The organism is Algoriphagus oliviformis, assembly GCF_017254915.1.
GTDB lineage: Bacteria > Bacteroidota > Bacteroidia > Cytophagales > Cyclobacteriaceae > Algoriphagus > Algoriphagus oliviformis.
Map to the genome: position 1 here is coordinate 576,123 of NZ_JAFKCT010000001.1, position 15,490 is coordinate 591,612.

14 protein-coding genes, 2 tRNA genes and 1 pseudogene are annotated in these 15,490 nt (G+C 51.7%); 10 read left to right on the top strand and 7 right to left on the bottom strand.

What is annotated here, in order from left to right:
- The first annotated feature begins 30 nt into the window (after positions 1-30).
- From secA to J0A68_RS02465, 6 genes are all read left to right on the top strand, one after another.
- Positions 31-3,411 carry a preprotein translocase subunit SecA gene (secA, locus tag J0A68_RS02440; RefSeq protein WP_206576596.1) on the top strand — a complete coding sequence of 1,127 codons (3,381 nt, stop codon included), beginning with the start codon at positions 31-33 and terminating at the stop codon, positions 3,409-3,411.
- 6 nt (positions 3,412-3,417) lie between these two features.
- Positions 3,418-3,963 carry a hypothetical protein gene (locus tag J0A68_RS02445; RefSeq protein WP_206576597.1) on the top strand — a complete coding sequence of 182 codons (546 nt, stop codon included), beginning with the start codon at positions 3,418-3,420 and terminating at the stop codon, positions 3,961-3,963.
- Positions 3,944-5,134, top strand: a complete 1,191-nt coding sequence (locus J0A68_RS02450) for a M20 metallopeptidase family protein (RefSeq protein ID WP_206576598.1) — start codon at positions 3,944-3,946, stop codon at positions 5,132-5,134. Before J0A68_RS02445 ends, J0A68_RS02450 begins: the two co-directional genes overlap by 20 nt.
- Before the next feature lie 58 nt (positions 5,135-5,192).
- Complete coding sequence (locus J0A68_RS02455; RefSeq protein ID WP_206576599.1) at positions 5,193-5,966, top strand: S1/P1 nuclease; 774 nt, start codon at positions 5,193-5,195, stop codon at positions 5,964-5,966.
- Positions 5,967-6,046: 80 nt separating this feature from the next.
- Entirely contained in the window at positions 6,047-6,547 is a 501-nt protein-coding gene (locus J0A68_RS02460) for an Xre family toxin-antitoxin system antitoxin (RefSeq protein WP_206576600.1), read from the top strand.
- Positions 6,547-7,008, top strand: coding sequence for an RES family NAD+ phosphorylase (locus tag J0A68_RS02465; protein WP_206576601.1), 462 nt, complete (start codon positions 6,547-6,549; stop codon positions 7,006-7,008). The genes J0A68_RS02460 and J0A68_RS02465 overlap by 1 nt, the downstream gene beginning before the upstream one ends.
- A gap of 75 nt (positions 7,009-7,083) precedes the next feature.
- Here J0A68_RS02465 and J0A68_RS02470 read toward each other — a convergent pair whose 3' ends face one another.
- From J0A68_RS02470 to J0A68_RS02480, 3 genes and pseudogenes are all read right to left on the bottom strand, one after another.
- Entirely contained in the window at positions 7,084-9,237 is a 2,154-nt protein-coding gene (locus tag J0A68_RS02470; RefSeq protein WP_438839565.1) for a protein-disulfide reductase DsbD family protein, read from the bottom strand.
- Between the two features lie 63 nt (positions 9,238-9,300).
- Complete coding sequence (locus J0A68_RS02475) at positions 9,301-10,689, bottom strand: dipeptidase (protein ID WP_206576602.1); 1,389 nt, start codon at positions 10,687-10,689, stop codon at positions 9,301-9,303.
- A gap of 119 nt (positions 10,690-10,808) precedes the next feature.
- Positions 10,809-11,204: pseudogene (locus J0A68_RS02480) on the bottom strand (GxxExxY protein).
- A 77-nt stretch (positions 11,205-11,281) separates the two neighbouring features.
- Between J0A68_RS02480 and J0A68_RS02485 the strand changes: the two are divergent.
- Both J0A68_RS02485 and J0A68_RS02490 read left to right on the top strand, forming a co-directional pair.
- Positions 11,282-12,256 (top strand): NADPH:quinone oxidoreductase family protein, encoded by a 975-nt coding sequence (locus J0A68_RS02485; protein WP_206576603.1) that lies wholly within the window; start codon positions 11,282-11,284, stop codon positions 12,254-12,256.
- 136 nt (positions 12,257-12,392) lie between these two features.
- On the top strand, positions 12,393-13,538 hold the full coding sequence (locus J0A68_RS02490; RefSeq protein ID WP_206576604.1) for an ATP-binding protein: 1,146 nt from the start codon (positions 12,393-12,395) through the stop codon (positions 13,536-13,538).
- A gap of 40 nt (positions 13,539-13,578) precedes the next feature.
- Here the strand turns inward: J0A68_RS02490 and J0A68_RS02495 are convergent.
- Positions 13,579-13,654, bottom strand: a tRNA-Gly gene (locus J0A68_RS02495).
- Between the two features lie 76 nt (positions 13,655-13,730).
- Positions 13,731-13,805: transfer RNA gene (locus J0A68_RS02500), tRNA-Val, on the bottom strand.
- Positions 13,806-14,023: 218 nt separating this feature from the next.
- On the opposite strand from J0A68_RS02500, the gene J0A68_RS02505 reads away from it, so the two are divergent.
- Entirely contained in the window at positions 14,024-14,260 is a 237-nt protein-coding gene (locus tag J0A68_RS02505; protein ID WP_206576605.1) for a ribbon-helix-helix domain-containing protein, read from the top strand.
- On the top strand, positions 14,257-14,532 hold the full coding sequence (locus J0A68_RS23095; protein WP_206576606.1) for a type II toxin-antitoxin system RelE/ParE family toxin: 276 nt from the start codon (positions 14,257-14,259) through the stop codon (positions 14,530-14,532). Before J0A68_RS02505 ends, J0A68_RS23095 begins: the two co-directional genes overlap by 4 nt.
- A gap of 90 nt (positions 14,533-14,622) precedes the next feature.
- On the opposite strand, the gene J0A68_RS02515 is transcribed toward J0A68_RS23095, so the two are convergent.
- Positions 14,623-14,976: a nucleotidyltransferase domain-containing protein gene (locus J0A68_RS02515; protein WP_317195081.1), complete on the bottom strand. Its 354-nt coding sequence runs from the start codon at positions 14,974-14,976 to the stop codon at positions 14,623-14,625.
- Complete coding sequence (locus tag J0A68_RS02520) at positions 14,942-15,352, bottom strand: nucleotidyltransferase substrate binding protein (protein WP_206576608.1); 411 nt, start codon at positions 15,350-15,352, stop codon at positions 14,942-14,944. Before J0A68_RS02520 ends, J0A68_RS02515 begins: the two co-directional genes overlap by 35 nt.
- Positions 15,353-15,490 lie beyond the last annotated feature (138 nt).

Genomic DNA, 15,490 nt, shown 5'->3' on the forward strand with positions numbered 1-15,490 from the left:
AGCCCCCTAATCGGGAATCCATATACAGACATGCTAGATTTTATTGCAAAAGGATTGGCCAAGGTTTTTGGCACCAAGTCCGACAGAGATATCAAAGAGCTCCTTCCGAAAGTGACCGAAATCAACCAGGCTTTTCAAAACCTGAAAAGCCTTGACGATGACGGTCTGCGGGCTAAGACCTACGAGATCAAAGACGTGATCAACGCTCGGCTGAAGTCCATCGACGAAAATATCACCGAGCTTCGCGCAAAAATCGAGGCGCTTCCAGCCCAGTCCATCCATGAAAAAGACCAGCTTTTCAACGAAATCGACAAGCTGGAGAAGGATAGGGACACCGAGCTGGAGAAGGTGCTGGAGGAGGTGATGCCCCAGGCTTTTGCAGTGGTAAAAGAGACCGCCCGTCGCTTCAAGGAAAACGGCAAGCTGGTCGTCACTGCGACCATGCGTGACCGGGAGCTTTCGGCCACCAAGCCAAACGTCGAAATAGACGGCGAACAAGCCATCTGGCACAACAAGTGGATGGCCGCGGGGACTGAAGTCGTGTGGGATATGGTTCACTACGATGTGCAGCTGATCGGTGGTATGGTGCTCCACAAAGGGAAAATTGCCGAAATGGCGACCGGTGAAGGTAAGACCTTGGTCTCTACCCTACCCGCTTTCCTGAATGCGCTCGCCGGCCGTGGCGTCCACGTGGTGACGGTCAACGACTACCTCGCCAAGCGTGACTCCGAGTGGAATGCCCCACTTTTTGAATTCCACGGCTTGACGGTGGATTGCATCGACAAGTACCAGCCTAATTCTTTTGGCAGAAAGAAAGCCTACGCCTCCGACATCGTGTATGGCACCAACAACGAGTTTGGCTTTGACTACCTCCGAGACAACATGGCCCGTGACGCGGGAGACCTCGTGCAGGGCAAGCACCATTTCGCCATGGTCGATGAGGTGGACTCCGTGTTGATCGATGACGCAAGGACCCCACTGATCATCTCCGGCCCAGTGCCGAGAGGCGACGTGCATGAGTTTGACCAGATGAAGCCGCGAGTGGCGACCTTGGTCGATGAGCAGCGTAAGCTGATCCAGGGCTTTTTGGCCACGGCTAAAAAGCAAATCGCCGACGGAAACGACAAAGATGGAGGCTTGGCGCTCTTCCGCGCTTATCGCGGGATGCCTAAGTACAAGCCTTTGATCAAGTACCTTTCCGAGCCGGGCATCCGCGTGATTCTGCAAAAAACGGAAAACTTTTACCTCCAGGACAACAAGCGCAACATGCCGGAGGCAGACGAGCCGCTGCTGTTCACCATCGATGAGAAGACCAACGTGGTGGATCTCACCGACCGCGGCATCGAGACCATGACTTCCAAAAACGAGGATCCGAGCTTCTTCATCCTGCCGGATATCGGCGTGGAGATTGCCGAGTTGGAAAAAAGCACCGAAATCGACGACAAAGAGAAACTCGTCCGCAAGGAGGAAGTCATCAAAGACTACGGGGTGAAAGCCCAGCGTATCCACACCGTCAACCAGCTGCTCAAAGCTTATTGCATGTTTGAGCGCGATACGGAATACATCATCGTGGATGGCAAAGTGAAGATCGTCGACGAGCAGACCGGCCGTGTGATGGAAGGTCGCCGCTATTCCGACGGTTTGCACCAGGCGATCGAAGCCAAGGAAAACGTCAAAGTGGAGGACGCTACCCAGACCTACGCGACGATTACCCTGCAAAACTACTTCAGAATGTACCACAAGCTGGCTGGTATGACCGGTACAGCGGAAACTGAGGCGGGTGAATTCTGGGAAATTTATAAGCTTGACGTAGTAGTCATTCCTACAAACAAGCCAATCATCCGAGCTGACCGAGAGGACAAGGTCTATAAGACCGTCCGTGAGAAATTCAACGCCGTGACCGACGAGATCAACGAACTCGTGGCCGCAGGCAGACCAGTGTTGGTGGGTACTACTTCGGTAGAAATCTCCGAAGTACTCAGCCGTATGCTGACGCTGAAAAGAATCCCGCATCAGGTTCTCAACGCGAAGCAACACGCCCGCGAGGCCGAGATCGTCGCCGAGGCTGGTAAGCCTGGCACCGTGACCATCGCTACCAACATGGCGGGTCGGGGTACGGATATCAAGCTGACCGCAGAGTCCAGAAAGGCCGGCGGTCTGGCGATCATCGGTACCGAGCGCCACGAGTCCCGTCGTGTGGATAGACAGCTTAGGGGCCGTTCCGGTCGTCAGGGGGACGTGGGTTCTTCCCAGTTCTTTGTTTCCTTGGAGGACAGCTTGATGCGTCTCTTTGGTTCAGACCGTATTGCCAAGCTGATGGACCGCATGGGTCTGGAAGAGGGCGAAGTGATCCAGCACAGCATGATCACGAAGTCTATCGAGCGCGCGCAGCGCAAGGTGGAGGAAAACAACTTTGGCACCCGTAAGCGACTGCTGGAGTACGATGACGTGATGAACTCCCAGCGGGAGGTGGTCTACAAGCGCCGCCGCAACGCGCTCAAAGGCGACCGACTCGAGCTGGATATCCTCAATATCCTCTACGATGTCTGCGAAAGCCTCATCGAAATGGGCAAATCCACCGACAATGCGGAGGACCTGCGTATGAACATCTTCACCACTTTGGGTGTGGACTACCACATCTCAGACGGTGACCTGAAGTCCAAAGATGCAGCCAAGCTGACGCAAGAGCTGTATGCGGTGACTTTTGAAAACTATGTGAAAAAGAACGAACTCATAGCCTCTACCGCACTTCCGATTTTCAAGCGGGTGCAGGAGGAGCGCGGAGCTACCGTCAAGGATATCATGGTGCCGATCTCTGATGGAGTGAAGCAGATCGGAGTCGTCACCAATTTGGAGACGACCATCAGCTCAGAAGGCCGAGAACTGATCAGGTCCATCGAAAAGAACGTTTCGCTGGCGATCATCGACCAAAACTGGAAAGAGCATCTCCGCGACATGGACGACCTGAAGCAGTCGGTGCAAAACGCCGTTTACGAACAGAAGGATCCGCTTTTGATCTACAAGTTTGAGGCATTTGAGATGTTCAAGCGCTTCATAGGCAAGCTCAACGAGGACATGATCACCTTCCTTTCCAGAGCCGATCTGCCAAGGCAGGATCCGGGTCAGGTGCAGCAGGCGCAGACCCAGCGTCCCGCGGAGCCCAAAGTCCAGACCTCCAAGGAGGAAGTGGCAAGCTCTTTGAACCCAGGAGCGGGACGCGCGGCAGTCGCCGCAGCCAGCGCCGGCAGACCAGCCCCTCAGCCGGTGGCACCGAGAAAGGTGGAGAAGACTTTTGGAAGAAATGACAAAGTCACCGTACAATATACTGACGGTACTACCAAGTCCGACGTCAAGTTCAAGAGTGTGGAGCAGGATCTGGCAGAGGGGAAATGTGTGGTAATCGATAACTAAAAAGCAATGAAAAACAGCTGGGTACTTGGGGTGTTGTTGGCAGTCTTCTCTTGTAAAAGCCTGGTGCGCTCCTCATCGGATGGTGGCGGCGCTGCCTATTCTACCTATCAGGAGGATCTCAGTGGTTCTCTGCCCCAGTATCCCGATTTCAACGCCCGACAGGAAGAAGGCCCCGCCCAGACGAACGTCAGCTCCGTGCAGGCAGTGGATGGACAGCTGGACGAAGTGCAGCGCAGGCTGACCGAGAAAAACCTCTCCGAGCCCTATTTCAGCGGCTACACTGTGTTGGTTTTTTCGGGAATCGACAGGAACCAGGCATTCAAAACGCAAGATGATCTAAAGATGTATTTTCCGGAGCTTAATCCGGAAATGCAGTACCATCAGCCCCGCTACCTGGTGAAAATCGGCCAATACACCTATAAGATCGAGGCGCAGAAGGTTTTTTCGCAGATCAAAGGCCAGTTTCCCTCCGCCCGAATCATCCAAGATAGATTTCAGCGAAAAGAATACGTCGCCCCTACCACAGACCCCAATGCTCCTATCCAAAATTAAGTCCCTCGCCAACGCCTACAAAGAAGAAGTCATCGCCAACCGGCGGCATATCCACGCCAATCCGGAGCTTTCCTTTCAGGAGTTTAAGACCGCCGAATTTGTCGAGTCAAAGCTGAAGGAAGTCGGGATCACCGAAATCGAGAAGAAGGCGACGACGGGATGGGCGGCTTTGATCAAGGGAAAAAATCCCGACAAAAAAGTCATCGCACTCCGGGCAGACATGGATGCGCTGCCTATCATCGAGGCAAACGAAGTGCCCTATAAGTCCCAAAATCCAGGGGTGATGCATGCCTGCGGACATGACGCACACACGGCGTCTTTGCTGGGGGCAGCCAAGATTTTGAATGAAGTGAGAGACGACTTTGAAGGGACGATCAAGCTTATTTTCCAACCCGGGGAAGAGCTCGTGCCGGGTGGGGCGTCGCTGATGATCAAGGACAAAGTCCTCGAAAACCCGCGACCAGCAAGTATCATCGGCCAGCATGTGATGCCTTTTATCCCTGCGGGAAAAGTGGGATTTCGCCCCGGCATCTACATGGCGAGCACCGATGAGCTCTATATCACCGTCAAGGGAAAGGGTGGCCATGGCGCCATGCCAGAGACTTTTATAGATCCAGTGCTGATCGCATCCCACATGATCGTCGCTTTACAGCAGATCGTGAGCCGCGTGGCCAATCCCAAGATCCCTTCGGTTCTGTCTTTTGGACGGGTTGAGGCTCTGGGCGCTACGAACGTGATCCCAAACGAGGTGAAGATCCAGGGGACCTTCCGAACCTTGGATGAACCCTGGAGAGCCAAGGCCCATGAGAAGATGCTCCAAATCGCGCACGGAATAGTGGAGGGTATGGGAGGCGAGCTGGACTTTGAGATTCGCAAAGGTTATCCTTTTCTCAAGAACGATCCCGAATTGACGGCTCGGTCCATGGAAGCGGCCAAGGAATACCTGGGTGAGGAAAATGTCCTCGATCTGGATATCTGGATGGCGGCGGAAGATTTCGCCTTTTATTCCCAAGAGATCGATGGTTGCTTCTATCGCCTAGGCACCCGAAACGAAGCCAAGGGGATCGTGTCCGGAGTCCATACCCCGACCTTCGACATCGAAGAGGATGCCCTGGAGATTGGCTGCGGACTGATGGCTTGGCTCGCCGTGTCGGAACTCTCCAAAGCGTAACCTAGCCTTAACTCGTAACTGACAGCGGAGATTTATCTTCGCTTTTTTATTTTCCGATATGAAAAAAACCGTCACGCTCGCCCTTGCCCTGGTTCTGGGTCTTTCCTTTTCCCAAAGTGTATTTGCCTGGGGTCAGCTAGGCCACTATGTGGTCGGCTATATGGCCCAAAAGCAGCTTAAAAGATCCACGCTGAAGCGGGTGAACCAAGTGCTAGGTCCTATGTCTCTCGGCCGAAGCGGGACCTGGATGGACGAGATCAAGTCAGATCGAGCCTACGACCACCTGTATTCCTGGCACTACCTGACAAGTGAGCACGGGGAATATAATGCCGCTATCCAGGAAAAAGGGGGAAATGCCTATGAGGCGATCAATCAGCTGAAGGCCGAGCTAAAGGAGGGAAATATGAGCGCCGAGGAAGAGTCCAAGAAGCTGAAGATGCTCATCCATATCGTGGAGGATGTCCATCAGCCCCTGCATGTGGGCACGGGTACAGACAAGGGTGGTAATGAAGTCAGGGTGGAGTATTTCGGGAGGAACTCCAATCTTCATTCCGTGTGGGATACCGAGATGATCGAGGGCTGGAATATGAGCTACACGGAGATCGGGGACGAGCTGTCTCGTCGGCTGACTCCGGCGATGATCGCTGCCTATCAGGATGCGACTATCGACGATTGGCTGAAGGAAGCCGTGGACTTGCGCACTTTGGTGTACAAGCTTCCCGAAAACAAGAAACTATCCTACAACTACGGCTATGATACCCGGGATGCCGTGGAGGAGCGACTGTTGGCGGCAAGCGTGAGGCTAGCACAAATCTTGGAAGAAATTTATTGAGGGATTTGAGCGAAAAAGAATAGATAACGATGAACTGTTTTTGGAAAATTGTCGTAAATTAAAGGACAAATTTCTGAGAAATGCTGACAGGTGACGACAAGACAATGGTGGTAGAGGAGGCTATGGCGGAGTACATAGTCGGTCTTCCCAAATATTTCGTCAAGGATAGGATGCCTCGGGAGCTTTCTGGGCGGGACTTCTTCTCTGACAAGATGCTTCTCGTCAATGTCATCCGCAGAGGGATTCCGCAGGCACTTTTTATGTCTTTGAAGGATATCACGCCTTTTTCGGACCAAGACTGGTCGGATTTTTTGGACATTTCCCTCAAGTCCCTGCAGCGCTACAAGGCGGATACCGAGCATGTCTTCAAGACTATCCACTCCGAAAAGATCATCGAGCTGGCTGAGGTGACCTCGGTGGGTATGGATGTCTTTGATTCCAAAGACCAGTTTGCTACTTGGCTGGCCACGCCTAGCCATGCGCTGGGAGGCATGAAGCCACTGGAGCTGCTGCGTGATTCCTATGGCAAGGAGATCGTCCTCAGTGAGCTTCATCGCATCGATCAGGGGGTTTTTGTCTGATGCGGATTTTTCGGCTTGCTCGCAAGAGGTATCCCATTGAGCTGAGTGGTAAGGGTGCGGCCATGTCTGGCAACCGCTGGAATTCAAAAGGTACAGAGGTCATCTATTGCGCCGAAAGCCGGGCCTTGGCGATGGCTGAGGTCGTGGTGCATCTCTCTCTGGCTACGCTGCCCAATGACTTTGTAATGCTGGAGATTGACGTCCCTGCAGGTGTTTCGGTTTCCGAAATGGAAAAAGATAGGCTGCCTCGAGGGTGGAACAGCTTTCCACACCTTGCCGATACCCAGAAGATCGGTGATGTCTTTGTCCTGGAGCAAAAGTCAGCGCTGCTGAAAGTCCCTTCGGCAGTCGTACCGGGTGATTTCAATTACCTCATCAACCCACAGCATCCGCACTTTTCGCAGATTAGGATTGTAGATCAAGTGGACTTTCCTTTTGACACCAGGATTTTTGGAAAGTGAGTACTAGTCTTTAAATGTCCAAATACAAATCTCAATGTTCATCGACTAATGAGGTCCTTGAGCATTGAGAATTGATCATTGGTTATTGAAAACTTTCTTAGCTCCGTCCAAAAACTCGACAAACTCCGCAATATTCGCATCGTAGCCTCTGGGCTTGGCCAAGAGCTTTTCCTCATGGTCGAGGATCACATAGTACGGCTGGGCGTTGTTGTTGAAGCGGGTGATCTGGAAGTCGGCGTTTTGCTTGCCGAGGGTCTTTTTGACTTTGCCGTCGTAGCTGGAGGTGTACCATTCGCTCTCCGGGAGTTCCAGACGCTCGTCGATGTAGAGGGCGACCATGACGAAATCATTTTTCAATCGCGCCAACACTTGAGGATCTGACCAGACGTTTTCCTCCATCTTGCGGCAGTTGACACAGCCGTGTCCGGTGAAGTCGATCAGGAGGGGTTTGCCTTCTTTTTTGGCGGCAGCCAAAGCCTCCTCGTAGTCAAAGTAACCTTCGATGCCAAAAGGAATGTGGAGGAGGTCTCCGTATTTTACTGGTTTCGTGCTCACAGACGCATCTGCGCTGCTCTCGCCGATCTTAAACTGCTGGGTGGTCAAAGGAGGCAGATATCCGCTGAGGTACTTGAGCGGCGCTCCAAAGAGGCCGGGAATCATGTACACCACAAACATGAACGTGAGCAGGGCCAAAAGCAGCCTGGGAACACCGATACTCTCCAGCGGGCTGTCGTGCGGCAGGCGGATTTTTCCCAAAAGATAGAGTCCCAAGCCCGCAAAAATCACGATCCAAATCACGAGGAAAACGTCCCGATCCAGGATACCCCAGTGATAGACTAGATCAGCGATGGAGAGGAATTTGAAAGCCAATGCGAGCTCCAAGAAGCCCAAAACGACCTTTACTGAGTTGAGCCAGCCGCCGGACTTAGGCAGTCGGTTCATCCACTCGGGGAAGATGGCAAAGAGCGTGAACGGGATCGCGAAGGCGAAGCCGAAGGCAAACATGCCCAAGACCGGCTTGACCAGCTCCCCTCCTGCCGAGGAAATGAGGATCGATCCTACTATGGGGCCTGTGCAGGAAAATGAAATCAAAACCAACGTAAAGGCCATGAAGAAGACACCAGCCAAGCCACCTTTTTCTGCTTTTGCATCGATCTTGTTCACAAAGCTAGACGGCAGGTTCAGCTCAAACATGCCGAGAAATGCCAAGGCGAAGAAGATGAAGATTCCGAAGAAAAAGAGGTTGGGTAGCCAGTGGGTGGCCAGCCAGTTGGCGAACTCGGGGCCTTGGATGGCAGCCACTGCGGTGCCGGCGATGGTGTAAATTCCGATGATGGAGACGCCATAGAGGACTGCTTGTCGGATTCCTTGAGCCTTGGATTTGGCCCGACCCGTGAAGAAGCTCACTGTCATCGGGATCATCGGAAACACGCAGGGTGTCAGCAATGCCGCCAATCCTGCCAGGAAGGCCAAGACCATAAAACCCCAAAGGGACTCGTTTTCGCCATCGGCTGTGAAGTCTTCTCCGGTGTCCGTTTTTTCAGAAGAAGTAGGCTTTGCTTGATCTATTGCTGATTTGTCAACACTTTGGCTTAGAGAATCCTCCGATACCTCTGCCAAGGCAAAGGGCGAGTCAGTGTTCGTTTCCTGTTGTCCTGCTTCTCCAGCAGCTGGACTAGTTTCTGTGGCTGATCCAGAAGCGGCAGGCTCAGAAACGACGGCAGTTACTTTTGCCGGGCTTGCGGTAAACGCGATCTCTACGTCTTCTTGGTAGTTGATACACTGGCCCGTAAGGTCAGAGCACATCTGGTATTCCAAGCTTGCCTTGATCGTTCCTTTGGTGGTTTTTACAGTTACGGGCTGCTCAAAACGCCCTTTTCCCATGAAATAGGTCACATCCCCCTCCCACACATCTTCGTACTTCTTTTTCGGATTGATCGCTTTCAGCTTTCCGGCAAGGGCAAAATCCTCCGACACCTCGGGTACGAACTCCGTCAGCAGAGGTCCCAGATCTTTGTCGAAGTCATTGGAATAGACGTACCAGCCCATGGGGATCTCCGCTTCCAGGATCAGCGTGGCGGGCTCGCCTACTTGTAGCGCTTTTGGCTCTAGCGTAAAGGTCCACTTCGGCGGCTTGACGAGCTGGGCCTGGGCGGCAAATGCATTCAACAGAAAAACCAGAAGCCAAAGGCCTCCGGTCTTGATACTCGGGGAATAAAATCGGGTAATTGCGGTCAAAGCTCTAGTGGTCGAAGGATAAGCGGTTTCTTTGGACTGCCAAAAGAAAATGGCTTACTGCTGGTTGAGGTTTCGGAAGTGTCTGAAGAAAGCCGCGATGGTCTCGATGCCGATGAAGTAGTTTTTCACCCCATAGTGCTCGTTTGGCGAGTGCAGCGCGTCAGTATCCAGTCCAAAGCCAAACAAAATCGGGTCGGATCCGAGTTCCTTTTGGAACAAAGCCACGATGGGGATCGAGCCACCTTCGCGGGTCGGGATCGGTCTTTTTCCAAAAGTCTCCTCCATGGCAGCTTCCGCCGCACGGTAGCCGACAGAGCTGTCAGACACGACCGCTGGTGCGCCGCCGTGGTGCTTTTTCACCTTTACTTTCACGGATTTCGGAGCGATGGACTTGAAATGGTCCTCGAAAAGCTTCGCGATTTCATGCCAATCCTGGTCGGGAACCAGCCTCATGGAGATCTTTGCAAAAGCCTTGGAAGGGAGCACGGTCTTCGCTCCTTCGCCGGTATACCCTCCCCAAATGCCGTTTACATCCAAGGTAGGCCGGATGCCCACGCGTTCGATGGTCGTATAGTCCTTTTCTCCATGCACGGACTCGATGTCGAGTTTGTCTTGGTATTCCTTCAGCTCAAAGGGTGCCTCGTTGAGACGTTTCCTCTGCTCCTCGGCCAGCTCTTGGACTTTGTCATAAAAGCCCGGAATGGTGATATGTTCATTTTCATCCTTGAGGGAAGCGATCATTTTGCAGAGTACGTTGATCGGATTGGCGACCGCGCCGCCGTAGGTGCCGGAGTGAAGGTCTCTGTTGGCACCCGTCACTTCCACTTCCATATAGGCCATCCCACGAAGACCGACGGTGATCGAAGGATCCTGCATGCTGATCATGTGGGTGTCGGAGATCAGGATCACGTCCGCCTTCAGTCGCTCCTTGTTGGCGATGACGAAAGCGTCCAAGTTGTCGGAGCCGACTTCTTCTTCGCCCTCGATCATAAACTTGACGTTGCAGGTGAGTTCGCCGGTAGCCATCATAGCTTCGAAAGCTTTCACGTGCATGTAAAACTGTCCTTTGTCGTCTGCCGATCCGCGGGCAAAAATCGCTCCCTCGGGATGGGCGGCGGTCTTTTTGATCACCGGCTCAAAGGGCGGCGAATCCCAAAGCTCATAGGGATCGGCTGGCTGCACGTCGTAGTGCCCGTACACCAAAACGGTCGGGAGGCTGGGATCGATGATTTTTTCCCCGTACACGATAGGATAGCCCGCCGTCTCGCAGATCTCGGCGACATCGGCTCCGGCTTTTTCCAGGGATTCTTTGACAAAATTGGCTGCGGCAAAGACGTCGTTTTTAAACTTCGGGTCGGCACTCACGGAGGGAATCCGGAGCAAGTCCAGGAGTTCGTTGAGGAAACGGTCTTTGTTTTTTTCGATAAAGGCAGCTGCAGACATATTTGGGTGTTTTGATGATTCTAAAGGCCTCAAAATTATCCCTTTCAGAAGGATTTGCCTAGCGTTTCTGTCAATAAGGCTACAAAGACGCGAAGGCACAAAGAAAAATTTGAATCAGGTTAAGTGCTGACGAAGCGTTGAATTCCGTTTTTAATCAGTGGTACGTTGAAGTTGATCAGGTAGCCGAGATTTAAACTAGTGAGCTTAAGGTGGCTGATGATTTGGGCTTGCCAAACTGGATTGACGGTATCCACGGCTTTGAGTTATATGATGACACGATCATTTACCAACAAGTCCAGCCGAAGGCCTTCATGAAACCATAGACCATCGTAGCGAATTGGGATATCAACTTGCCTTTCTACCTCAAACCCGGCTTTTTTGAGCTCATGCTCCATGCAGACCTCGTAAACACGTTCCAAAAGTCCAGGGCCCAACTCTTTGTGAATTCTGAAAGCCGCATGTACGACAGCTTTTCCGATTTCTTCTTCGAAATCTGAGGGTTTTCCGTAGTTCATCGTATAGTTTGCGTTGACAATGAAACCAATAATTTAAAAAAATCTTTGTGCCTTAGGGTCTTAGTGGCAATTAGAAAATGAAGGCTATTATTTGCAAATCGTACGGACTTCCGGAGTGCTTGGTTTTTGAAGAGACGCCAGATCCTATTCCTCTTCCCGACCAGGTGTTGATGGCCGTGGAGGCCTGTGGGGTTAATTTTCCCGACCTGCTGCTCATCCAAAACAAGTATCAGTTCAAGCCCGAATTGCCCTTTTCTCCCGGTGGGGAAGTGGCTGGAAAAATCATCGCTCTCGGCGCGGAGGTGGGAGGATTCCAAGTTGGGCAGCGCGTGCTGGCGCTTTGCGGATGGGGAGGCTTTGCGGAAAAGGTGGCTGTGGACGCGGATCGGGTTTTCGCTTTGCCGGATGGAATTTCCGCCCAGCTCGCCGCAGCGAGCCTGTACACGTACAGCACTTCTTTTCATGCGCTGAAGGATCGAGCCAATCTCCAAGCCGGAGAAACTCTCCTAGTTCTTGGAGCTGCCGGCGGCGTGGGTTTGGCGGCTGTCGAGTTGGGAAAAGTCATGGGAGCCACCGTCATCGCTGCGGCATCCTCAGCGGAAAAGCTGGAGCTGTGCAAGCAAAAAGGTGCCGATCTGGCGATCAACTATTCTGAAGAGGATCTCAAGTCGCGAATCAAGGAACTGACTGACGGCAAAGGCGTGGACGTCGTCTTTGATCCGGTAGGTGGCGATTACACCGAAACTGCGATTCGGGGTATGGCTTGGAAGGGGCGGTACTTGGTCGTTGGCTTTGCCAATGGGACAGTTCCGCAGATTCCGATGAATCTTCCTTTGCTCAAGGGCTGCTCAATTGTGGGCGTTTTTTGGGGGAATTTTTCCCGCATGGAAAAAGCCGCCAACCAAGCCAATCTCCAGCAACTCATGGATTGGATCGAGGAGGGAAAGCTGGCTCCCGCCGCGGGCAAGACCTATTCATTGGAAGAGACGCCAGCTGCTTTGCAGGCAATTTTGGATCGGGAAGCTGTCGGAAAGGGAGTGGTGCTGATCTGATTTTACCATGAAAATCGAATATGAAACTTTCGATTTTCATGGTGAATATTGCGGTATTTTTCTACTATCTTCTTGACTTTGAGTAGATATCTGATTTATTTTACCATGAAATACGTAAATTATACTTTCGATTTTCATGGTAAAGGATAGGCTTATATTTCCCCTGATTCAGGAATATCTCTCGATTTTTCCGGCGGTAGGGCTTTTAGGGCCTCGACAGGTGGGGAAAACTACGCTGGTCAAAAACCTGAAACTGGATAGGGAGAGCCTTTACATCGATCTGGAAAAAGCCTCTGACCGAGCCAAGCTCGTCGATCCCGAGCTTTTCCTCAAAAGCCACACGGACAAGACCGTAATCCTCGATGAGATCCAACTCATGCCGGAATTGTTTGCCGAGCTGCGTAGCCTGATCGACGAGCTGCGGCAGCCGGGAAGGTTTATTCTTTTGGGATCGGCCTCGCCGGATTTGATCCGAAAGAGCGCGGATTCGCTGGCTGGCAGGATAGGCTATTTGGAACTAACCCCCTTTTTCCTCGGGGAAGTCGAGCCGGACGAAACCGAGAAACTCTGGATTCGAGGCGGTTTTCCTTTGTCCTTTTTGGCAAGAACCGAACGGGAAAGCCAGCTCTGGAGGCAAAACTTCATCAAGACCTACCTGGAGCGGGATCTCGCCCAGATCGGTCTGAGTACCGATCCGAGGCTGGTGGAGCGATTCTGGATGATGCTGGCCAATGCTCAAGGGGGGCTGTGGAACGCGGAGAGCTTTGCCAAGGCGCTGGGCATCACACGGCCTACGGTCAACCGCTACCTGGAGTATCTGGAAGGTTCCTTCATGGTGCGTGTGCTGGTTCCCTATCACCACAACATCAAAAAGCGGCTGGTCAAATCCCCCAAGGTTTTCATCCGGGACACGGGACTATTGCATGCGCTGACCGGAGTCGATTCGATGGCGGCTTTGCAAAATCTGCTGCTGATCGGTGCCTCTTGGGAGGGCTTTGTGATCGAGCAGATTGCGGCTACCTACGGTGAGGCTTATGAGTACTTCTTCTACCGAACGCATCAGGGCGCGGAATGTGACTTGCTTTTGGTGAAAAACGGGGTGGTCAAGACGGCCATCGAAATCAAAAACACGCTGTCTCCCAAGCTGAGCAAAGGCATGCAGATCAGCATGGAGGACACGGGGGCCGAAGAAGGTTTTGTGGTTTGTAGGGTTGATCAGGGTTTTCCCCTGTCGGAAAAAGTAAAAGCGGTCGGCTTGCGGGAGTTTTTGGGAAGAAAGTAAAAAGGCGCAAGGCAGTGCCATTTTGCGCCTTCCTGTTACATGGAGCGGGTAATGAGTCTCGAACTCACGGCCTTCAGCTTGGGAAGCTGACGCTCTACCAACTGAGCTACACCCGCTTTTGTATCAAATTTACCGGTTTACCAAAAAGGCGCAAGATCTATTTAGAAATTGCGCCTTTTTCAGCTAACGGTGTGGGATCTAAGGGATTCGAACCCATGACCTCTGCTCTGTCAAAGCAGCGCTCTAAACCAACTGAGCTAAGATCCCAATATGACCAGTACTCTAAAACCTCCCGATAGCTATCGCGGATGAGCCGAGATCCCGGTTTGTGGTTGCGAATATAGGCAAAGGAAGCAAGTTTCAAAATCTGAAATTGTAGCAGAACGAGTTCTTTTGCAATCGTCGAGATGAGAATGACTTGTGGTCTGTCGTGAAAATCTTTCGTATAATTGATGTAAATTTACACCACCTTGATCCTGAGAGGAATGACTAGACAGAGTATTTCCCTGACCGAACCCAACGACAAATGGCTGCAAGAAAAAGTTGCCAGTAAGGAATACAGCAGCAAGAGCGAATTGGTAAACGACCTGATCCGTCAGGAGAGGAGGCGTGCAGACCAGTTGGAAGCATTACGCGGGGAATTGATCAAAGGCGAAGAAAGCGGCCACTCCAGCAAAACCAAGGAACAAGTGTTGGCTCAAATCAAGGCGGGCCTGAAATGAGCTTCGTGCTCAGTCAAGAGGCCATCGAGGATCTCTCGCGTATTTACCGCTATGGATATTTCAATTTTGGAGAGACGCAGGCCGACCACTATTTCGACGGATTGTATGATTCATTTGAGAGAATCTCCCAAAGCCCTCTCCAATTTCCCTCTGCTGCTCATGTGAGGGAGGGCTATAGATACAGCGTGTATCTATCCCATACTATTTACTTCAGGATGATCCCCAATATAGGTTGCGAGATTGTCCGAATTATTGGGCGAGAGGAATTCTGACAGCGATTGAAAGCTTCAAACCCTCCAAGGGTTCAAAAACCCTTGGAGGGTTGGCGCAACTCAAAGAAAACTTTCGCAGGATTGCTCTGACTAGCCTACCCCGACCTTGGTTCGTTGAAAGACCTGAACTCCTACTCGGTCAATATGTGCAAGCAACGCAGGCTCCTTGATCGTATGATAGTTCAGCACGTCAAATTTGTAGGGCATATTGGTTTCTTCGTTCAACAGGTAACTGATTTGACTAAGGGTGTCAAAATCCAAAGCCTCTCCTTTAAGCGCTATATCCACGTCACTCCCTGTCTTAAAATTGCCTTTGGCCCGGCTTCCAAAAATAAAAGCCTGCTCCACCTGAGCCTCTTTGCTCAAAATGTCCAGGATTTCTTCAAGATCCGCATCCGAAAGTCCAAATCTATTTTCCATCTCGTCTGTCTCTAAAGCTGTCATGCAGCGCCTTCATAACGGGGAAGTATTTGTCCCTAATCAATAGCTCCATCTCGGTAGCTTTTTGCTCATCATAGGTATGCGCGGTCAGGTTCCTATCCTGTAACAAGTCCATCCAGTCATGTCCATCTTCCAGAATGTTCATTTCGAATGCTTTCTTAATCGCGCTTCTGGGTGATTTGATATCCACAAAACCCTGCTCCTCAAGATAGTCTTTCAGCATGTTCCAGGCCAATTCAAAACTCATTTCAAAGAACTGGATGATTCCAGCTTTCTGTACGAGGTCAGGGCTTGGAATGTGGAGTGCGTTTTCCAAATGGCCTATCGCTTTGCTGAAGTTGTCAAAGCGTTGAATCCAGCGTATGTCATCGTCAAACATTTGATCCTGATCTCTTTCGGGTTTAAGCTAAAATAACGCTTTATTTTCAGTTATGCTTGACCCCCAAAACTGAACTAGCCTTGATTGGCCGCCTTCAAACCCTCCAAGGGTTCATAAACCCTTGGAGGGTTTGCGCAG